15 protein-coding genes are annotated in these 16,093 nt (G+C 61.2%); 1 reads left to right on the top strand and 14 read right to left on the bottom strand.

Translation table 11 applies throughout. From position 1 onward, the window contains the following. Nucleotides 1–2 precede the first annotated feature (2 nt). The 12 genes from odhB to sdhC form a co-directional block, all read right to left on the bottom strand. Nucleotides 3–1,280 carry a 2-oxoglutarate dehydrogenase complex dihydrolipoyllysine-residue succinyltransferase gene (odhB, locus tag BA011_RS18320; protein ID WP_065281496.1) on the bottom strand — a complete coding sequence of 426 codons (1,278 nt, stop codon included), beginning with the start codon at nt 1,278–1,280 and terminating at the stop codon, nt 3–5. Nucleotides 1,281–1,319: 39 nt separating this feature from the next. After that, nucleotides 1,320–1,628 (bottom strand): YciI family protein, encoded by a 309-nt coding sequence (locus tag BA011_RS18325; protein ID WP_011653809.1) that lies wholly within the window; start codon nt 1,626–1,628, stop codon nt 1,320–1,322. A gap of 15 nt (nt 1,629–1,643) precedes the next feature. Continuing rightward, nucleotides 1,644–4,628 (bottom strand): 2-oxoglutarate dehydrogenase E1 component, encoded by a 2,985-nt coding sequence (locus BA011_RS18330; protein WP_065281497.1) that lies wholly within the window; start codon nt 4,626–4,628, stop codon nt 1,644–1,646. Nucleotides 4,629–4,797: 169 nt separating this feature from the next. Then, nucleotides 4,798–5,700: a succinate--CoA ligase subunit alpha gene (gene sucD, locus BA011_RS18335; protein WP_065281498.1), complete on the bottom strand. Its 903-nt coding sequence runs from the start codon at nt 5,698–5,700 to the stop codon at nt 4,798–4,800. A 19-nt stretch (nt 5,701–5,719) separates the two neighbouring features. Beyond that, complete coding sequence (gene sucC / locus BA011_RS18340) at nt 5,720–6,913, bottom strand: ADP-forming succinate--CoA ligase subunit beta (protein ID WP_065281499.1); 1,194 nt, start codon at nt 6,911–6,913, stop codon at nt 5,720–5,722. 36 nt (nt 6,914–6,949) lie between these two features. Continuing rightward, nucleotides 6,950–7,912 carry a malate dehydrogenase gene (gene mdh, locus BA011_RS18345; protein ID WP_003543522.1) on the bottom strand — a complete coding sequence of 321 codons (963 nt, stop codon included), beginning with the start codon at nt 7,910–7,912 and terminating at the stop codon, nt 6,950–6,952. A 176-nt stretch (nt 7,913–8,088) separates the two neighbouring features. Further along, nucleotides 8,089–9,252: a cell division protein ZapE gene (gene zapE / locus BA011_RS18350; RefSeq protein ID WP_065281500.1), complete on the bottom strand. Its 1,164-nt coding sequence runs from the start codon at nt 9,250–9,252 to the stop codon at nt 8,089–8,091. A gap of 47 nt (nt 9,253–9,299) precedes the next feature. After that, nucleotides 9,300–9,815: a protease inhibitor Inh/omp19 family protein gene (locus BA011_RS18355; protein WP_065282591.1), complete on the bottom strand. Its 516-nt coding sequence runs from the start codon at nt 9,813–9,815 to the stop codon at nt 9,300–9,302. Nucleotides 9,816–10,199: 384 nt separating this feature from the next. Beyond that, nucleotides 10,200–10,979, bottom strand: coding sequence for a succinate dehydrogenase iron-sulfur subunit (locus tag BA011_RS18365; RefSeq protein ID WP_003567268.1), 780 nt, complete (start codon nt 10,977–10,979; stop codon nt 10,200–10,202). Nucleotides 10,980–10,997: 18 nt separating this feature from the next. After that, nucleotides 10,998–12,839, bottom strand: a complete 1,842-nt coding sequence (sdhA, locus tag BA011_RS18370) for a succinate dehydrogenase flavoprotein subunit (protein ID WP_065281502.1) — start codon at nt 12,837–12,839, stop codon at nt 10,998–11,000. A 6-nt stretch (nt 12,840–12,845) separates the two neighbouring features. Continuing rightward, a complete protein-coding gene (sdhD, locus tag BA011_RS18375) occupies nt 12,846–13,226 on the bottom strand; it encodes a succinate dehydrogenase, hydrophobic membrane anchor protein (RefSeq protein WP_065281503.1) in 381 nt (126 codons plus the stop codon). 10 nt (nt 13,227–13,236) lie between these two features. Further along, a complete protein-coding gene (gene sdhC / locus BA011_RS18380; protein WP_065281504.1) occupies nt 13,237–13,632 on the bottom strand; it encodes a succinate dehydrogenase, cytochrome b556 subunit in 396 nt (131 codons plus the stop codon). A gap of 315 nt (nt 13,633–13,947) precedes the next feature. On the opposite strand from sdhC, the gene BA011_RS18385 reads away from it, so the two are divergent. Then, entirely contained in the window at nt 13,948–14,439 is a 492-nt protein-coding gene (locus BA011_RS18385; protein WP_065281505.1) for a hypothetical protein, read from the top strand. Nucleotides 14,440–14,568: 129 nt separating this feature from the next. On the opposite strand, the gene BA011_RS18390 is transcribed toward BA011_RS18385, so the two are convergent. After that, nucleotides 14,569–14,922: a RidA family protein gene (locus tag BA011_RS18390; protein WP_065281506.1), complete on the bottom strand. Its 354-nt coding sequence runs from the start codon at nt 14,920–14,922 to the stop codon at nt 14,569–14,571. A 243-nt stretch (nt 14,923–15,165) separates the two neighbouring features. Continuing rightward, nucleotides 15,166–16,035, bottom strand: a complete 870-nt coding sequence (locus BA011_RS18395; protein WP_186806457.1) for a LysR substrate-binding domain-containing protein — start codon at nt 16,033–16,035, stop codon at nt 15,166–15,168. Between the last annotated feature and the right edge of the window lie 58 nt (nt 16,036–16,093).

Below are 16,093 nucleotides of genomic sequence, written 5' to 3' on the forward strand. Positions count from 1 at the left end.
CCTTAGAGATCGAGAACCAGACGTTCCGGATCTTCCAGGCTTTCCTTGACGCGCACGAGGAAGGTGACCGCTTCCTTGCCGTCGACCATGCGGTGATCGTAGGACAGCGCCAGATACATCATCGGACGGATGACCACCTGGCCGCCGATCGCAACCGGCCGCTCCTGGATCTTGTGCATGCCGAGAATGCCGGACTGCGGTGCGTTGAGGATCGGCGAAGACATCAGCGAACCGTAGACGCCGCCATTGGTGATGGTGAAGGTGCCGCCCTGCATGTCGGCCATGGAGAGCGAGCCATCGCGCGCCGCCTTGGCAAGACGGCCGAGCTCCTTCTCGATTTCGGCGATCGACATCTGGTCGGCGTCGCGGATGACGGGAACGACAAGACCTTTGTCCGTGCCGACGGCCATGCCGACATGGCAGTAGTTCTTGTAGATGACGTCGGTGCCGTCGATTTCGGCGTTGACGGCCGGCAGTTCCTTCAGCGCATGCGTCACCGCCTTGGTGAAGAAGCCCATGAAGCCAAGCTTGACGCCGTGCTTCTTCTCGAAAATGTCCTTGTACTTGTTGCGCAGGTCCATGACCGCCTTCATGTCCACCTCATTGTAGGTGGTCAGCATGGCGGCAGTATTCTGCGCATCCTTGAGGCGCTTGGCGATCGTCTGGCGCAGGCGCGTCATCTTCACGCGCTCTTCGCGCGAGGCATCCTCGACCGTCGACGGGCCGCGCGCGGCGGCAGGCGTCGCCGCCGGTGCGGCCGCCGGAGCGGAAATGCCCTTGGCGACGGCGGCGATGACGTCGCCTTTCAGCACCTGGCCGCGCTTGCCGCTACCGTCGACCTGATCGGCGGAAAGGTTGTTTTCGGCAAGCATCTTCGAAGCTGCCGGTGCCGGCGGCATGGTGGAGACGGAGGCGCTCGAGGACGACGCAGCAGCGGCGGCAACCGCCGGTTGGGCCGGAGCAGCAGCGGCCGGTTGGGCGGGAGCCGGAGCAGCAGGCGCGGCGGCCGGTGCAGGAGCAGCAGGCGCGGCAGCAGCGGCAGCACCTTCGGCGATCTGGCCGAGCAGCGCGCCGAGGCCGACGGTCTCGCCGGCGGCGACGACGATTTCCGAAAGCGTGCCGGAGGCGGGTGCTGGAACTTCGATGGTCACCTTGTCGGTTTCAAGCTCGAGAATCGGCTCGTCGGCCTTGATGGCGTCGCCGACCTTCTTGAACCAGGTGCCGACGGTTGCCTCGCTGACGGATTCACCGAGAGTTGGAACGCGGATTTCTGTGGCCATTGTTCAGATCCTGATTTCGTGTGTTTTCGTTTATGCGTTTCAGACGGCAGGTGGCCGCGAGATGATCGAGGGCATCGGCAGGATATCGAAGCGGAAACCGAAACCGGAAGCGATGATCGGATCGCCGTCGGCAAGAACCTGCGCCGCTGCCTGATCCTCGACCTCGACGATCGCCATGCCCCAGGCGCCTTCACCCTCGAAGACGGGGCCGACGATGATCGCCGATCCCGCAAGAGCGTTCCGATGCCAGTATTCGGCATGGCGTTTCATCGCCGCCATTTCCTCCCCGGTCCCGTCATGCGGGAAAGTGGGGCGCGGCGGCTGCAGTCTTAAAAAGAAATAAGCCATTGCGCCCCTCTTGTTTTAACCGCCCAAAGCATCCTCGAGGAATGCGGCGAGCTGCGACAGATGCTTGGACATCAGGCCCGTCGCCGGCGAGGCGGCGGCCGGACGGCCGGTATAACGGACGCGCTGGTACTTCGCGTCGATATGGGCGAGCACCCATTCGAGGAAGGGGTCGATGAACGACCATGCGCCCATGTTCTTCGGCTCTTCCTGACACCAGACCATCTCGGCATTACGGAAGCGCGACAGCTCGTTGATCAGCGCCTTTGCCGGGAACGGATAGAGCTGCTCGACACGTAAGAGATAGATGTCGTCAATGCCGCGCTTTTCACGCTCTTCGAGAAGATCGTAATAGACCTTGCCGGAGCACATAACGACGCGGCGGATCTTGTTGTCCTTCTGCAGCTTGATCGGGCCATCCTTGATCACCTCGGCATCGTCCCAGAGCAGGCGATGGAAGGCGGATTCGCCGGCCATTTCGGCAAGCGTCGAGACCGCCCGCTTGTGGCGCAGCAGCGACTTCGGCGTCATCAGGATCAGCGGCTTGCGGAAGTCGCGCTTCAGCTGCCGGCGCAGGATGTGGAAGTAGTTCGCCGGCGTCGTGACATTGGCGACCTGCATGTTGTCTTCCGCGCAAAGCTGCAGGAAACGCTCGAGGCGGGCCGAGGAGTGTTCGGGACCCTGGCCTTCATAGCCGTGCGGCAGCAGGCAGACGAGGCCCGACATGCGCAGCCACTTGCGTTCGCCCGACGAGATGAACTGGTCGAAGACCACCTGCGCGCCGTTGGCGAAATCGCCGAACTGCGCTTCCCAGAGCGTCAGCGCATTCGGGCGGGCGAGCGAATAGCCATATTCGAAACCGAGCACGGCCTCTTCCGAAAGCATCGAATTGATGACTTCGTAGCGTCCCTGCGTCGGCGAAAGATTGGCGAGCGGGATGTAACGCTCTTCGGTTTCCTGATCGTAGAGAACCGAGTGACGCTGCGAGAAGGTGCCGCGTTCACAATCCTGGCCGGACAGGCGGATCTTGCTGCCTTCGACGCAGAGCGCACCGAAGGAGAGCGCTTCGGCCATCGCCCAGTCGATACCCTCGCCGGTGGCGATCATGTTGGCGCGGTTTTCCATGAAGCGCTGGATCGTGCGGTGCGCGTTGAAGCCCGCCGGGATCTCAGAGAGCTTGCGGCCGATCTCCTTCAGCGTCTTCATCGGCACGGCGGTCTTGCCGCGGCGCTGCTCGTCGGCATTGTCGGCCGTGCGCAGGCCCGACCACTCGCCGTCCAACCAGTCGGCCTTGTTCGGCTTGTAGTGCTGGCCGGCCTCGAACTCCTGCTCGAGATGGGCGCGCCAATCGGCCTTCATCTTCTCGACTTCACCGTCGGTGAGCAGGCCCTCGGCGACGAGGCGGGCCGCGTAGAGCTGCAGCACGGTCTTGTGGGCGCGGATCACCTTGTACATCTTCGGCTGCGTGAAGGACGGTTCGTCGCCTTCATTGTGGCCGTAGCGGCGGTAGCAGAACAGGTCGAGCACCACAGGCTTGTGGAACTTCATGCGGAATTCGGTGGCGATCTTCGCCCCATAGACCACCGCTTCCGGATCGTCGCCGTTGACGTGCAGGATCGGCGCCTCGATCATCTTGGCGACGTCGGACGGATAAGGCGACGAGCGCGAGAAGGCCGGGTTGGTCGTGAAGCCGATCTGGTTGTTGATGATCACATGCATGGTGCCGGCGACGCGGTGGCCGCGCAGACCGGAAAGGCCGAGGATTTCGGCAATGACACCCTGGCCGGCAAAGGCCGCGTCGCCGTGGATCAGCAGCGGCAGAACCTTGGCGCGTTCGGAAAGCGGGATGATGTCGCCGTCCCAGACGGTGGCGTTCATATCCTGCTTGGCGCGGGCCTTGCCCATGACGACGGGATCGACGATTTCGAGATGCGACGGGTTCGCCGTCAGCGAAACGTGGATCTTGTTGCCGTCGAATTCGCGGTCGGAGGAGGCGCCGAGATGGTACTTGACGTCACCCGAGCCCTCGACCTCGTCAGGAGCGGCCGAGCCGCCCTTGAACTCGTGGAAGATCGCCCGGTGCGGCTTGCCCATGACCTGGGAGAGCACGTTCAGGCGGCCGCGATGGGCCATGCCGAACACGGCTTCCTTGAGGCCAAGATGGCCGCCGCGCTTGAGGATCTGCTCTAGCGCCGGGATCAGCGATTCGCCGCCGTCGAGACCGAAACGCTTCGTGCCCTTGAACTTGACGTCGAGAAACTGTTCGTAGCCTTCGGCTTCGACGAGCTTGGCAAGGATCGCCTTTTTGCCTTCCGGCGTGAAGGCCACACCCTTGTCCGGTCCTTCGATGCGCTCCTGGATCCACGCCTTCTCCTCCGGATTGGAGATATGCATAAATTCGACGCCGAGCGTCGAGCAATAGGTGCGCTCGAGGATTTCGATCATCTCGCGGATCGTCGCGTATTCGAGGCCGAGCACGTTGTCGATGAAGATCTTGCGATCGTAATCAGCGGCCGTGAAACCGTAATTCTCCGCCGAGAGTTCGTGATAGTCGTCGACGGAAGCGGCGATGCCGAGCGGGTCGAGCTTGGCATGCAGGTGGCCGCGCATGCGGTAGGCGCGGATCATCATGATGGCGCGCACAGAATCGCGCGTCGCCTGCAGCACTTCGGTGCTGTCGGCAGGCTTGCCCTGAGCTTCGGCCTTGGCCTTGACCTTGGTCTCGATCACCTTCTCGACGATGCCCCAGTCGCCATCGAGAGCCGATACCAGATCGCCGCTTGCCTGAAGCGGCCAGTTCTTCTTGCGCCAGGAAGCGCCCTTGGCTGCCCTTTTCACATCGCTGGGATCCTCCTCCAGCGCCTTGAAGAAGGACCGCCACTGATCGTCGACCGATGCCGGATCTTCTTCGTACCGCGCGTAGAGCTGCTCGATATAGGCAGCGTTGGCGCCATCCAGAAACGAGGTGATCTGAAACTGCTCGTTGGCTTCTTGCCGTGCCATGGTGATATGCGGACGCTTCCGTCCGCCTCCTGACTTTGATGAATTGCCGGCTTGATGGCCGGCTGCCGCATTCCGATTGCCGCCTGTCCGCGGCGCATCTGCTGGTCTCGTGTTGTCGAGGCCGGGCGGAAGGCGCAGATGCCGTTCCTCCGCCCGGTCTATAGGTGGCTTAGCCCTTGAGGACTTCAACCAGCGTCTTGCCGAGGCGGGCCGGAGAGGGCGATACCTTGATGCCCGCCGATTCCATCGCCGCGATCTTCGATTCCGCATCGCCCTTGCCGCCGGAAACCACAGCGCCGGCATGGCCCATGGTGCGGCCCTTTGGCGCCGTACGGCCGGCAATGAAGCCAGCCATCGGCTTCTTGCGGCCCTTCTTGGCTTCGTCCTTGAGGAACTGGGCTGCGTCTTCTTCAGCCGCACCACCGATTTCGCCGATCATGATGATCGACTGGGTGGCTTCGTCGGCCAGGAACATTTCCAGGACGTCGATGAACTCGGTGCCCTTGACCGGGTCGCCGCCGATGCCGACGGCCGTCGTCTGGCCGAGACCTTCGTTGGAGGTCTGGAACACGGCTTCATAGGTCAGCGTGCCCGAGCGGGAAACGATACCGACCGAACCCTTGCGGAAGATCGAGCCCGGCATGATGCCGATCTTGCATTCTTCCGGCGTCATGATACCCGGGCAGTTCGGACCGAGCAGGCGCGACTTGGAGCGGTCGAGGCGAGCCTTGACCCGCACCATGTCCATGACCGGGATGCCTTCGGTGATGCAGGTGATGAACGGGATCTCGGCGTCGATCGCCTCGATGATCGCATCGGCGGCTCCTGCCGGCGGAACATAAATGACGGTCGCGTTGGCGCCGGTCTTTTCCTTGCCCTCGGCAACGGTTGCAAAGATCGGCAGGCTTTCGCCCTTGGCGCCGGTCCAGGTTTCGCCACCCTTCTTCGGATGGATACCGCCGACCATCTGGGTGCCGTAGTAAGCAAGCGCCTGTTCGGTGTGGAACGTGCCGGTCTTGCCGGTCAGACCCTGAACGAGGACCTTGGTGTCTTTATTGACGAGAATAGACATTCTTTCAGATCCTTCAAAATTAGCCGTTGATCGCCGCGACGATCTTCTTGGCCGCATCGTCCAAGTCGTCAGCCGCCGTGATCGCCAGACCCGACTCGTTCAGGATCTTCTTGCCGAGCTCGACATTGGTGCCTTCAAGGCGCACGACGAGCGGAACCTTGAGGCCGACTTCCTTGACCGCGGCAATCACGCCCTCGGCAATGACGTCGCACTTCATGATGCCGCCGAAAATGTTGACGAGAATGCCTTCGACCTTGGGGTCTGCGGTGATGATCTTGAAAGCCGCAGCAACCTTCTCCTTGCCGGCGCCGCCGCCGACGTCACAGAAGTTAGCCGGCTCCTTGCCGTAAAGCTTGATGATGTCCATCGTCGCCATGGCAAGGCCTGCACCGTTGACCATGCAGCCGATATTGCCGTCGAGCGCGACATAGGCGAGGTCCCACTTCGAGGCCTCGATTTCCTTGGCGTCTTCTTCGGTCTCGTCGCGCAGCACCTTGACGTCGTCGTGACGGAAGAGCGCATTGCCATCGAAAGACATCTTGGCATCGAGGACGCGCAGGTGGCCGTCCTTCATGACGATCAGCGGATTGATCTCCAGCAGAGCCATGTCCTTCTCGCCGAAGGCCTTGTAGAGCATCGGGAAAAGCGTCTTGGCGTCGTCGGCGGCAGCACCCTCGAGCTCAAAAGCCTTGGAGATCGCAGCAACGTCGGCAGCCGTCACGCCGGCTTGCGGATCGATGGCGATCGTCTGGATCTTCTCAGGCGTGTCGTGGGCGACAGCTTCGATGTCCATGCCGCCTTCGGTGGAGACCACGAAAGCCACGCGACCAACCGAGCGGTCGACCAGCAGCGAGCAATAGAGCTCGCGAGCGATGTCGGCGCCGTCTTCGATGTAAAGGCGGTTGACCTGCTTGCCGGCTTCGCCGGTCTGCGCCGTCACCAGCGTGTTGCCGAGCATTTCCTTGGCGTGGGCGACCACTTCGTCGATCGACTTGGCGAGACGCACGCCGCCCTTGGCTTCCGGCGACAGTTCCTTGAACTTGCCCTTGCCGCGGCCGCCGGCATGGATCTGGCTCTTGACCACGTAAAGCGGACCGGGAAGCGACTTGGCGGCAGCCTCGGCTTCTTCAACCTTGAGAATAGCCACACCTTCGGCAACCGGCGCGCCATAGCCCTTCAGCAGAGCCTTGGCCTGATATTCATGAATGTTCATGGGTGTATCCCTGTTTCGATTACTTCAGCCCATCGACTACTTGAGGGCAGGCGCGATGTTGATGCAGGCTTCGCAGAGACCGGCGACGGCGCCGACGGACTTGTCGAAGGCTTCCTTCTCGGTCTTGTTGAGATCGATCTCGATGATGCGCTCGACGCCGCCGGCGCCGATGACGGTGGGAACGCCGACATACATGTCCTTGACGCCGTACTGACCGGAGAGGTGGGCCGCGCAGGGCAGAACGCGCTTCTTGTCCTTGAGGTAGGATTCGGCCATCTCGATCGCCGAGGCGGCCGGCGCGTAATAAGCCGAGCCGGTCTTCAGCAGGCCGACGATTTCGGCGCCGCCATCACGGGTGCGCTGGATGATCTCTTCGAGGCGCTCCTTGGTAACCCAGCCCATGGTGACGAGATCGGTGAGCGGAATGCCGCCAACCGTCGAGTAGCGGGCGAGCGGCACCATCGTGTCGCCGTGGCCGCCGAGAACGAAGGCCGTGACGTCCTGGACGGACACGTTGAATTCCTTGGCGAGGAAAAGACGGAAGCGCGAGGAGTCGAGAACGCCGGCCATGCCGACGACCTTGTTGGCGGGGAGGCCGGAAAACTTCTGCAGCGCCCAGACCATGGCGTCGAGCGGATTGGTGATGCAGATCACGAAGGCGTTGGGGGCATATTTCTTGATGCCGGCGCCGACCTGCTCCATGACCTTGAGGTTGATGCCGAGAAGGTCATCGCGGCTCATGCCGGGCTTGCGGGCGACGCCCGCCGTGACGATGCAGACGTCCGCGCCTTCGATCGCGGAATAGTCGCTGGCGCCCGTCAGATTGACGTCGAAGCCTTCGACCGGCGACGATTGGGAAATATCGAGACCCTTGCCCTGGGGAATGCCGTCCGCGATGTCGAAGAGAACGATGTCGCCCAGTTCCTTCAGGCCGGCGAGGTGCGCCAGCGTGCCACCAATCATGCCAGAACCAATGAGTGCGATCTTGTTACGCGCCATTTTCGCTGTTTCCTTTGCGATCAAATTCGTCGACGGACGCGCAAGGCACCGCCCAATGACGCAATCGCATAGACCCAAAGCCCAAAAATGGCAATCCATTAATTTTGATGCAGCGTTTTCAATCGTTTAGATACAAAAAATCTTACGTAAACGTAAGGTATTCTGTCACCAAATTGTTACTCTGCGGCGCGTTTTTCATGGTGCAGCGCAAGATATTCCGCACTGCGCATCTCGAACAGGCGCGATGCCGTGCGGTCGAATTCGAAGCCCTCGGTGCCCCGGCGATGCAGCAGCAGTTCCTCCGGCATGGCCGCCGCGGAAATGTAAAGCCGCACGGCATGATCGTAAAACGTATCGACCAGAATGATGAAACGCTTGATCTGGTTCCGCTTTTCCGGCCCGAGCAAGGGAATGTGATCGACGAAGACCGTATCGAAACGTTCGGCGATCGCCAGGAAGTCGACCGCCCCGAGCGGCTTTTCGCAGAGATCGGCGAAAGAGAACCGCGCCATGCGGTCGACGGCGAGCGGCACATGGATGTGGCGCCCCTTCATCGGAATATCCAGCGGCTGAGCCTTGCGCCCATGCAGCGCCTGCGTCCAGGACGCATCCATCGCCATGTCGTTATGCTCGTTGATCGGCACCAGATAGACCGGCTGGCTGCTCAGCTTCTCCATCCGGTAGTCGGTCGACGAATCCAGGGTGACGACATCGACATGCTGCTTGAGCAAAGCAACGAAGGGCAGGAACAGGCCGCGATTGAGACCATCGGTGTAGAGATTGTCGGGCTCGACGTTCGAGGTCGCGACCAGCACGCATCCACGCGCGAAAAGCTCGGAGAACAGCCGCGACAGGATCATCGCATCGGCGATGTCGGTGACCGTGAACTCATCGAAGCAGAGCAGTTCTGCCTCGTCGTAGAGCGCTGCGGCGACCGGCGGCATCGGATCGGCCTGTCTCGTGTCGCCGTTCTTGAGCTTCAGCCGATGCGCCGCGATGCGATTATGCACATCCGCCATGAATTCGTGGAAATGCGCCCGGCGTTTCTTCCGGCACGGCGCCATCGCGAAAAACATGTCCATCAGCATGGTCTTGCCGCGCCCGACGCTGCCGTGGATATAAAGCCCCTTGATGCCGTCGCCGGATTTCTTCTTGGCGGCAAACAGCCAGCCGAGCGCGCTCGACTTTGCCGCCGGCCGCCGCTGCTTCAGCCCGGCAAGCACCCGGTCGAGGCTCTTTGCCACGTCCATCTGGGCGGAATCGACCTGAAGCGCACCCGATGCGGTCAGCGCTTTAAGCTGTTCGCAGACGCTGAGCGCATAATCCGGCATTGGTTGCATGAGGGCATATCCGCCTGTCAGTCAACGGCGGAGACCCGCCGGAACATTTACCGGCTGAGACTGATCGACTGGCCTGTGCTCGTCTGTCCCTGGAAGCGGTTGTCGGCCGTCTTGTAGACGCTGCCGAGCTGGTTGCCCGAGCGGTCCTTGAGCAGCACCTGCTTGCCGGCGACCTCCCAGGAGCCCATCGCCGTCAGTTCGCCGACGCAGCCACGCGTTCCGCCGCGCGAACCGCTGCCGAGATTGGTCAACGTCAGGAACATGTCGCAGCTGCCGTTGACACGCCAGCTTCCGACCATCGATTCCTTGGTGATATCGAGCGCATTCGCGGCCATTGCACCAGGCTCAGCGCCCGGCATCGGCGCCGTCGTCGTCGGCGCGGCCGGAAACTGCGAGCTGCCGGTCGGCGGCGGAAGCTGCCCACCCTGTACCGAGGGAACCGGCTGCGCCGTCAACGGCGCCGGGCCGGCACTGGCGTTGGAGCTATAATCATATGCCGTACGCTGACAACCGGCTAGCGACAGAACCACCACCAGACCTGTCATCGCATATCGCAACTGCATCATCATACTCCTGAATTCGGCCATCGCCGTAGAGAAACGGGCGTGAGGCAAGTCCGATTATCGTAATTCGCTTTGGTTAATCAAGTCGGGCAGCATAAATTGCCCGTGACAACAACTAACCGAAAAACGATACAGTTCAACTGTCCCGCTGCAAAACTTCCTGCACATAGAATTTGTCAGCAAGGTGTTGCGCGCGTTCATCTCTGTCAGGATCCCTGTCGAACGCGCGCAATGTCTCGGAACAGCGCTCCGGCGAACCCCGCAGAAGGATTGCACCAGCACCGATGCGGAGGCCCTGTTCGCGCACCGAGGTAAGCCGCGACCTGATCTCGGTGACGGCTTCGGGATCGAAGCCGTCTATTCCGCCATCGGTACCGAGGCTGATCAAACCCGGCGCTCGACCATCATCTTCTTGATTTCGGCGATCGCCTTGGCCGGATTGAGGCCCTTCGGGCAGGTCTGCGCACAGTTCATGATCGTGTGACAGCGGTAGAGGCGGAACGGGTCCTCGAGATTGTCAAGGCGCTCGCCGGTCGCCTCGTCTCTGGAATCGATTAGCCAGCGATAGGCCTGCAGCAGAACGGCCGGACCGAGATAGCGGTCGCCGTTCCACCAGTAGCTCGGACAGGAGGTCGAGCAGCAGGCGCAAAGGATGCACTCATAGAGGCCGTCGAGCTTCTGCCGGTCCTCGTGGCTCTGCTTCCATTCCTTGGCCGGCGCCGGCGACACCGTCTTCAGCCATGGCTCGATCGAACGATGCTGGGCATAGAAATTGGTGAGGTCGGGAACCAGATCCTTGACGACGGGCAGATGCGGCAGCGGATAGATCTTCACCGCGCCCTTGATATCGTCGAGGCCCTTGGTGCAGGCGAGCGTGTTCGTGCCGTCGATATTCATCGCGCAGGAGCCGCAGATGCCCTCGCGACAGGAGCGGCGCAGCGTCAGCGTCGGATCGATCTTGTTCTTGATGTAGAGCAGACCGTCTAGCACCATCGGTCCGCAATCGTCGACATCGATATAGAAGGTATCGATCGACGGGTTCTGACCATCATCCGGGCTCCAGCGGTAGACGCGGAATTCACGGGTGTTCTTGGCACCCGCCGGCTTCGGCCAGACCTTGCCTTCGCGCATCTGAGAATTCTTGGGGAGAGCGAGTTCAACCATGTCCGGTTCCTCTTGAGATCAGTACACGCGAGCCTTCGGCTCGATCTTATGCGGATCGATGCCTTCGGCAATGAGCTCGGTGTGAACCGGCCGGTAGTCGAGCTTGACGTCGCCGGCCTCGTTGACCCAGGCGAGCGTGTGTTTGCGCCAGTTGACGTCGTCGCGGCCGGCGAATGCACCCTCGGTATAATCCTCGCGTGCATGCGAACCGCGGCTCTCCTTGCGGGCCTCGGCGCCGTAGATCGTCGTGATGGCGTTGGCCATCAGGTTCTGCAGCTCCAGCGTCTCGACCAGGTCCGAGTTCCAGATCATCGAGCGGTCGGTGACCTTGATGTCCTTCATCTCGCCCCAGATTGCCGAGATGCGCCGGCAACCGGATTCCAGCGATTCCTGCGTGCGGAAGACGGCGGCGTCTTCCTGCATTGCGCGCTGCATCTTCTCGCGCAGTTCCGCTGTCGGCGTGCCGCCGCTGGCATGACGCAGACCGTCGAAGCGGTCCATGATCTTGTCACAGGCTGCGACATTGAGATGCGGGATCGGCGCTGCGCGGTCGATGACCTCGCCGGCGCGGATCGCAGCGGCCCGGCCGAAGACCACGAGGTCGATCAGCGAGTTGGAGCCGAGGCGGTTGGCGCCGTGCACCGAGGCACAGCCGGCTTCACCGACAGCCATCAGGCCGGGGATGATCCGTTCCGGATTGGCACCGTCGGCGTTCAGCACTTCACCCCAATAATTCGTGGGAATACCGCCCATATTGTAATGAACGGTCGGCAGAACCGGGATCGGCTCGCGCGTGACGTCGACGCCGGCGAAGATCTTGGCGCTCTCGGAAATCCCCGGTAGGCGCTCATGCAGAACGGCCGGATCGAGGTGGTCGAGATGCAGGAAAATGTGGTCCTTCGCCTTGCCGACACCGCGGCCCTCACGGATTTCCAGCGTCATGCAGCGCGAAACGACGTCGCGCGAGGCAAGGTCCTTGGCCGAAGGCGCATAACGCTCCATGAAGCGCTCGCCCTCGGAGTTGACGAGATAGCCGCCTTCGCCGCGCGCGCCTTCGGTGATCAGACAGCCCGAACCGTAGATGCCGGTCGGGTGAAACTGGACGAATTCCATGTCCTGCAGCGGCAGGCCGGCACGCGCCACCATGCCGCCGCCGTCGCCGGTGCAGGTATGGGCAGATGTTGCCGAGAAATAGGCGCGGCCGTAGCCGCCGGTCGCCAGCACCACCATCTTGGCGGCGAAGCGATGGATCGTGCCGTCATCGAGGCACCAGGCGACGACGCCGGTGCAGCGGCTGCCGTCTTCCGACATGATCAGGTCAAGCGCAAAGTATTCGATGAAGAATTCGGCATTGTTGCGCAGCGACTGGCCGTAGAGTGTGTGCAGGATGGCGTGGCCGGTACGGTCGGCAACGGCGCAGGTGCGCTGTACCGGCGGGCCTTCGCCGTAATTCTGCATGTGGCCGCCGAACGGGCGCTGATAGATCTTGCCTTCCTCGTTGCGCGAGAACGGCACGCCGTAGTGCTCGAGCTCATAGACCGCCTTCGGCGCTTCCATGGTGAGATACTGCATGGCGTCGACGTCGCCGAGCCAGTCGGAACCCTTGACGGTGTCGTAGAGGTGCCACTGCCAGCTATCCGGCGTCATGTTCCGCAGCGAGGCGGCGATGCCGCCCTGGGCCGCGACCGTATGCGAGCGGGTCGGGAATACCTTGGTGATGCAGGCCGTGCGGAAGCCCTGCTCGGCCATGCCGAGCGTGGCGCGCAGCCCGGCGCCACCGGCGCCGACGACGATCACGTCGTAGGAGTGATCGACATACTTGTAGGCTTTGCCATTCTGGGCGGGTGAAGTCGGTGCCATATCAGCTTATCCTACGAATGCGATTTTCAGAATGGCGAAGAGACAGAGGCCGGCAATCAGGATCGCAAAGAACGTGTTCAGCATCAGGAGAGCGATCTTGCCGAATTCGCCGTGCACGTAATCCTCGATGATGACCTGCATGCCGAGCTTCATGTGAATGACACCCGAGATCACCATCAGGCCCATGACGACGGCGACGAAGGGATTCGACAGCGCGCGGACCACATCCGCATAGGGCGCGCCGGCATAGGCGAGCATGAAGATGACGAAGAACAGGATGAGCGGAACATTGGCGACGGCCGTTAGCCGCTGACGCCAGAAATGATCCGTGCCGTCCTTGGCGGAGCCGAGCCCGCGAACCTTGCCGAGGGGGGTGCGCATATCCATGAGAGGACCTTCAGAAGCGAATGAGGAAGCCGATCACCCAGACCAGCGCGGTCAGACAGAGCGACCCGATGATGTTGGCGATGGCGAGCTTGGTCGAGAACTCTTTCCCGAAGCCATAGCCGAGATCCCACATGAAGTGGCGGAAGCCGCCGAGCATATGGTGCAGCAGCGCCCAGGTGTAGCCGAGAAGCACGAGCTTGCCGAGAAGGCTGCCGAGCACCCAGTTGGCCCAGTCATAGGAGCCCTGGCCGCTTGCCGCCGCGATCAGCCACCAGGCGACGAGCAGCGTGCCGACGTAAAGCGCGCTACCGGTAATACGGTGAACGATGGACATGACCATGGTGGGAATAGGTTTGTAGATTTGCAGATGCGGCGATAGGGGCCGGTTATTTGTCACGTTCGCCATCAGAACCTCGCGGCGGCTTCTCTGCGCTCCCGGATTTCGGAGCATGCTCAGTCAACCACACGAATGACAAAATTCTCTGTGTGCGTTGCATCAATTGCGACGTTTAATCACCGGAACCGCCGACGACAAGCACAATCGCTGTCTGCTTTTAATTTAATCGATTCGCGTTACCGGGAAGTTTGCAGGCTAAGGAAACTGGTTTTTTCCGCTCAAATTTTGTGCCGGTTGTCCGACCTGAATGGACAAGCTCCGGCTTTTGGCGCAATCTGGCGTTAACGATTTGTTAGGGATCGGAATTCCGGAGGCCGGCCACCCATGTTTCGCAGTCTGTCCGCAGTCGCCCTGATTGCCCTGTCCGCACTTGCTGCACTTCCCGCCGAAGCCGGCGACCGCCGTCATGATCGTCGCTTTTCCGACCACCGCCATGCTTTTCATGGCGGACTGCTTCTCGGCGAACGTGTGACCTGGCGCGATCGCGGCATCCGTTTCGACAACGCTTATCGATCTCGGAACCGCAAAGAACGGATGCCGTTCCTGAAACAGTTTTCCTCGCCGACGACCAACCGCGTCATCCGCAACAATATCGTTGTCGTCGTACCCCAGGCGCAGCGTGACGTCGGCGACACCTATGCCGGCACGTCTTACGTCTATCAGGCCGATGGCGGAACCTATGTCGGCGGCGACGGCTATGGCTTCTATCCCCGCGCACGGCATGAGCCGCTGGCCCCGAAAGCGAAAGTCATCGATATTGCAGTGCAGGACGATCCCTGCGCCTATGAGGCCAATGTCTGCGTCATCCGGCCTTAAAGCATGTCGCGCAAAACTGTGCCGCGGTTTTGCGACAACGACATGCGTAAAAAACAAAGGCCTAAAGCGCCAGGAGCGAATCTGAAAGATCGCGACGCGCTTTAGAGCAGGATGACGAACGCAGGCGGCTCAAATGTGCCCGGCCCTACTCTTTCGCGACGCTGCTACGTCAATACGGATGGCGCACATCGGCGGGAGACTCTTGTCCTCAAACGTCGCCCGCCGTGGCGTTCCGCTCTCCGGCATCCAAGCATCCCAGGCTCTGTTCATTTCCTCGAATGAGGCAAGGTCCCTGAGCCAGATGTTGGCGAGAATGATCTCTGACTTGTCGGTACCTTCGCGCAGCAGCATGTCATCGATGCGCTCCAGTATTTCGTTGGTTTGCGCCATCACGCTCGCTCCCCTCGTGAGGTTTGCGACCTGGCCGGGCAGATAGGCGGCATCCGCAAGGAGAGTTTCGTCAACTTTGGCTTGCCCCATCATCGTATTCGCAGACTTCCATGAATGCTTGAGATTGGGCCGTCGACCCTTCATGGATCACTGTGGGGCTTCGCTCGCCATTCCGGTAGAGGGAATTAAATTGACCCGATATAATGGAAGCTGAACGCTCCTAGAACAGGATTCAGATTTTAGGTCCGGTCGGCCTAAAGTCTGAATCCTGTTCTACATTAGAGAGTTGGAGCATGATGTCGTCCGAAAACCGATCACGCTTTTCGCCATCATGTTCTAGCTGGACAATATGGCCGTATGCCGCGAAATAAAGTCCACAAGGTAGCGCGCGCCTTCGGCCGTCTCGGACTGAGCATAGAGACCGATCTCGATGCGCACCGGACCGGGCAGATCCGCCGATCTGTCAAGCGTCCGGCAGCCCTCCGGTTTCGTGGTGAGCATCATTGGCGCGATACCGATACCGACGCGAACCGCGGTCGCCATAGCGACCAGGGTCGATGCGACACACGCCGTCTTCCATTTGACGTTCCGCTGGGACAGAGCCGCAATCGTCGGGAGCGTCCAGGGACACTCCTCCTCGAACATGATGATCGGAAGCGGTTTTCCCGTATCCGCCACAAAGTCGGATCTGACCGTCCACATCAAATATTCGGTCCAGATCAGGGTCGGTTTTCGCGAGAGGCAGGTGATGTCGCAAACCACGAGATCCAGCTTCCTGTCTTCAAACAGTTTGGCGAGGCGGCGATTCGGTTCGACAATGATGTCGATCTCGACCTTCGGGTTCTGGGCTCTGAAGGCACTAAGAATGTCGATCAGGTGGCCGGCTGCGAAGTCCTCAACGACGCCGAGGCGAATGCGGTCCTCGATCATCTTGCCTGTCAGCCTTTTCCCGACCTCGTCGCTGAGGGCGACCATTTCACGGGCATAGGCCAGCATGATCTGCCCATGGCTCGTCAACTCGAGGCCTTTTGACGAACGCGAAAACAGCGTAACGCCGACAAGCTCCTCCAGCTTGCGGATCTGCATGCTCACGGCCGCCTGCGTTCTGTTCAGCTTGACGGCTGCCCCATTGACGGTGCCGATCTCCGCGACGGTCAGAAATGCACGAAGCAGATAGGAATCAAGATCAAGCATCAGAAGCCGCATTCCATACTTTGTGGCGCTCGAGAGCCGAGGGCCTCTCTGCCTCTAAGCGGATACTGGA

Origin of the sequence: Rhizobium leguminosarum, assembly GCF_001679785.1 — a bacterium.
In the GTDB taxonomy this organism is placed as follows: domain Bacteria; phylum Pseudomonadota; class Alphaproteobacteria; order Rhizobiales; family Rhizobiaceae; genus Rhizobium; species Rhizobium leguminosarum_R.

Coding starts and splice junctions, on each gene's coding strand:
- BA011_RS18385 (WP_065281505.1), top strand. CDS start 13,948: ATGTTTCGCAGTCTGTCCGCAGTCGCCCTGATTGCCCTGTCCGCACTT.
- odhB (WP_065281496.1), bottom strand. CDS start 1,280: ATGGCCACAGAAATCCGCGTTCCAACTCTCGGTGAATCCGTCAGCGAG.
- BA011_RS18395 (WP_186806457.1), bottom strand. CDS start 16,035: ATGCGGCTTCTGATGCTTGATCTTGATTCCTATCTGCTTCGTGCATTT.
- sdhC (WP_065281504.1), bottom strand. CDS start 13,632: ATGGCGAACGTGACAAATAACCGGCCCCTATCGCCGCATCTGCAAATC.
- mdh (WP_003543522.1), bottom strand. CDS start 7,912: ATGGCGCGTAACAAGATCGCACTCATTGGTTCTGGCATGATTGGTGGC.
- BA011_RS18325 (WP_011653809.1), bottom strand. CDS start 1,628: ATGGCTTATTTCTTTTTAAGACTGCAGCCGCCGCGCCCCACTTTCCCG.
- sdhD (WP_065281503.1), bottom strand. CDS start 13,226: ATGGATATGCGCACCCCCCTCGGCAAGGTTCGCGGGCTCGGCTCCGCC.
- BA011_RS18390 (WP_065281506.1), bottom strand. CDS start 14,922: ATGATGGGGCAAGCCAAAGTTGACGAAACTCTCCTTGCGGATGCCGCC.
- BA011_RS18365 (WP_003567268.1), bottom strand. CDS start 10,979: ATGGTTGAACTCGCTCTCCCCAAGAATTCTCAGATGCGCGAAGGCAAG.
- BA011_RS18330 (WP_065281497.1), bottom strand. CDS start 4,628: ATGGCACGGCAAGAAGCCAACGAGCAGTTTCAGATCACCTCGTTTCTG.
- zapE (WP_065281500.1), bottom strand. CDS start 9,252: ATGCAACCAATGCCGGATTATGCGCTCAGCGTCTGCGAACAGCTTAAA.
- sdhA (WP_065281502.1), bottom strand. CDS start 12,839: ATGGCACCGACTTCACCCGCCCAGAATGGCAAAGCCTACAAGTATGTC.
- BA011_RS18355 (WP_065282591.1), bottom strand. CDS start 9,815: ATGCAGTTGCGATATGCGATGACAGGTCTGGTGGTGGTTCTGTCGCTA.
- sucC (WP_065281499.1), bottom strand. CDS start 6,913: ATGAACATTCATGAATATCAGGCCAAGGCTCTGCTGAAGGGCTATGGC.
- sucD (WP_065281498.1), bottom strand. CDS start 5,700: ATGTCTATTCTCGTCAATAAAGACACCAAGGTCCTCGTTCAGGGTCTG.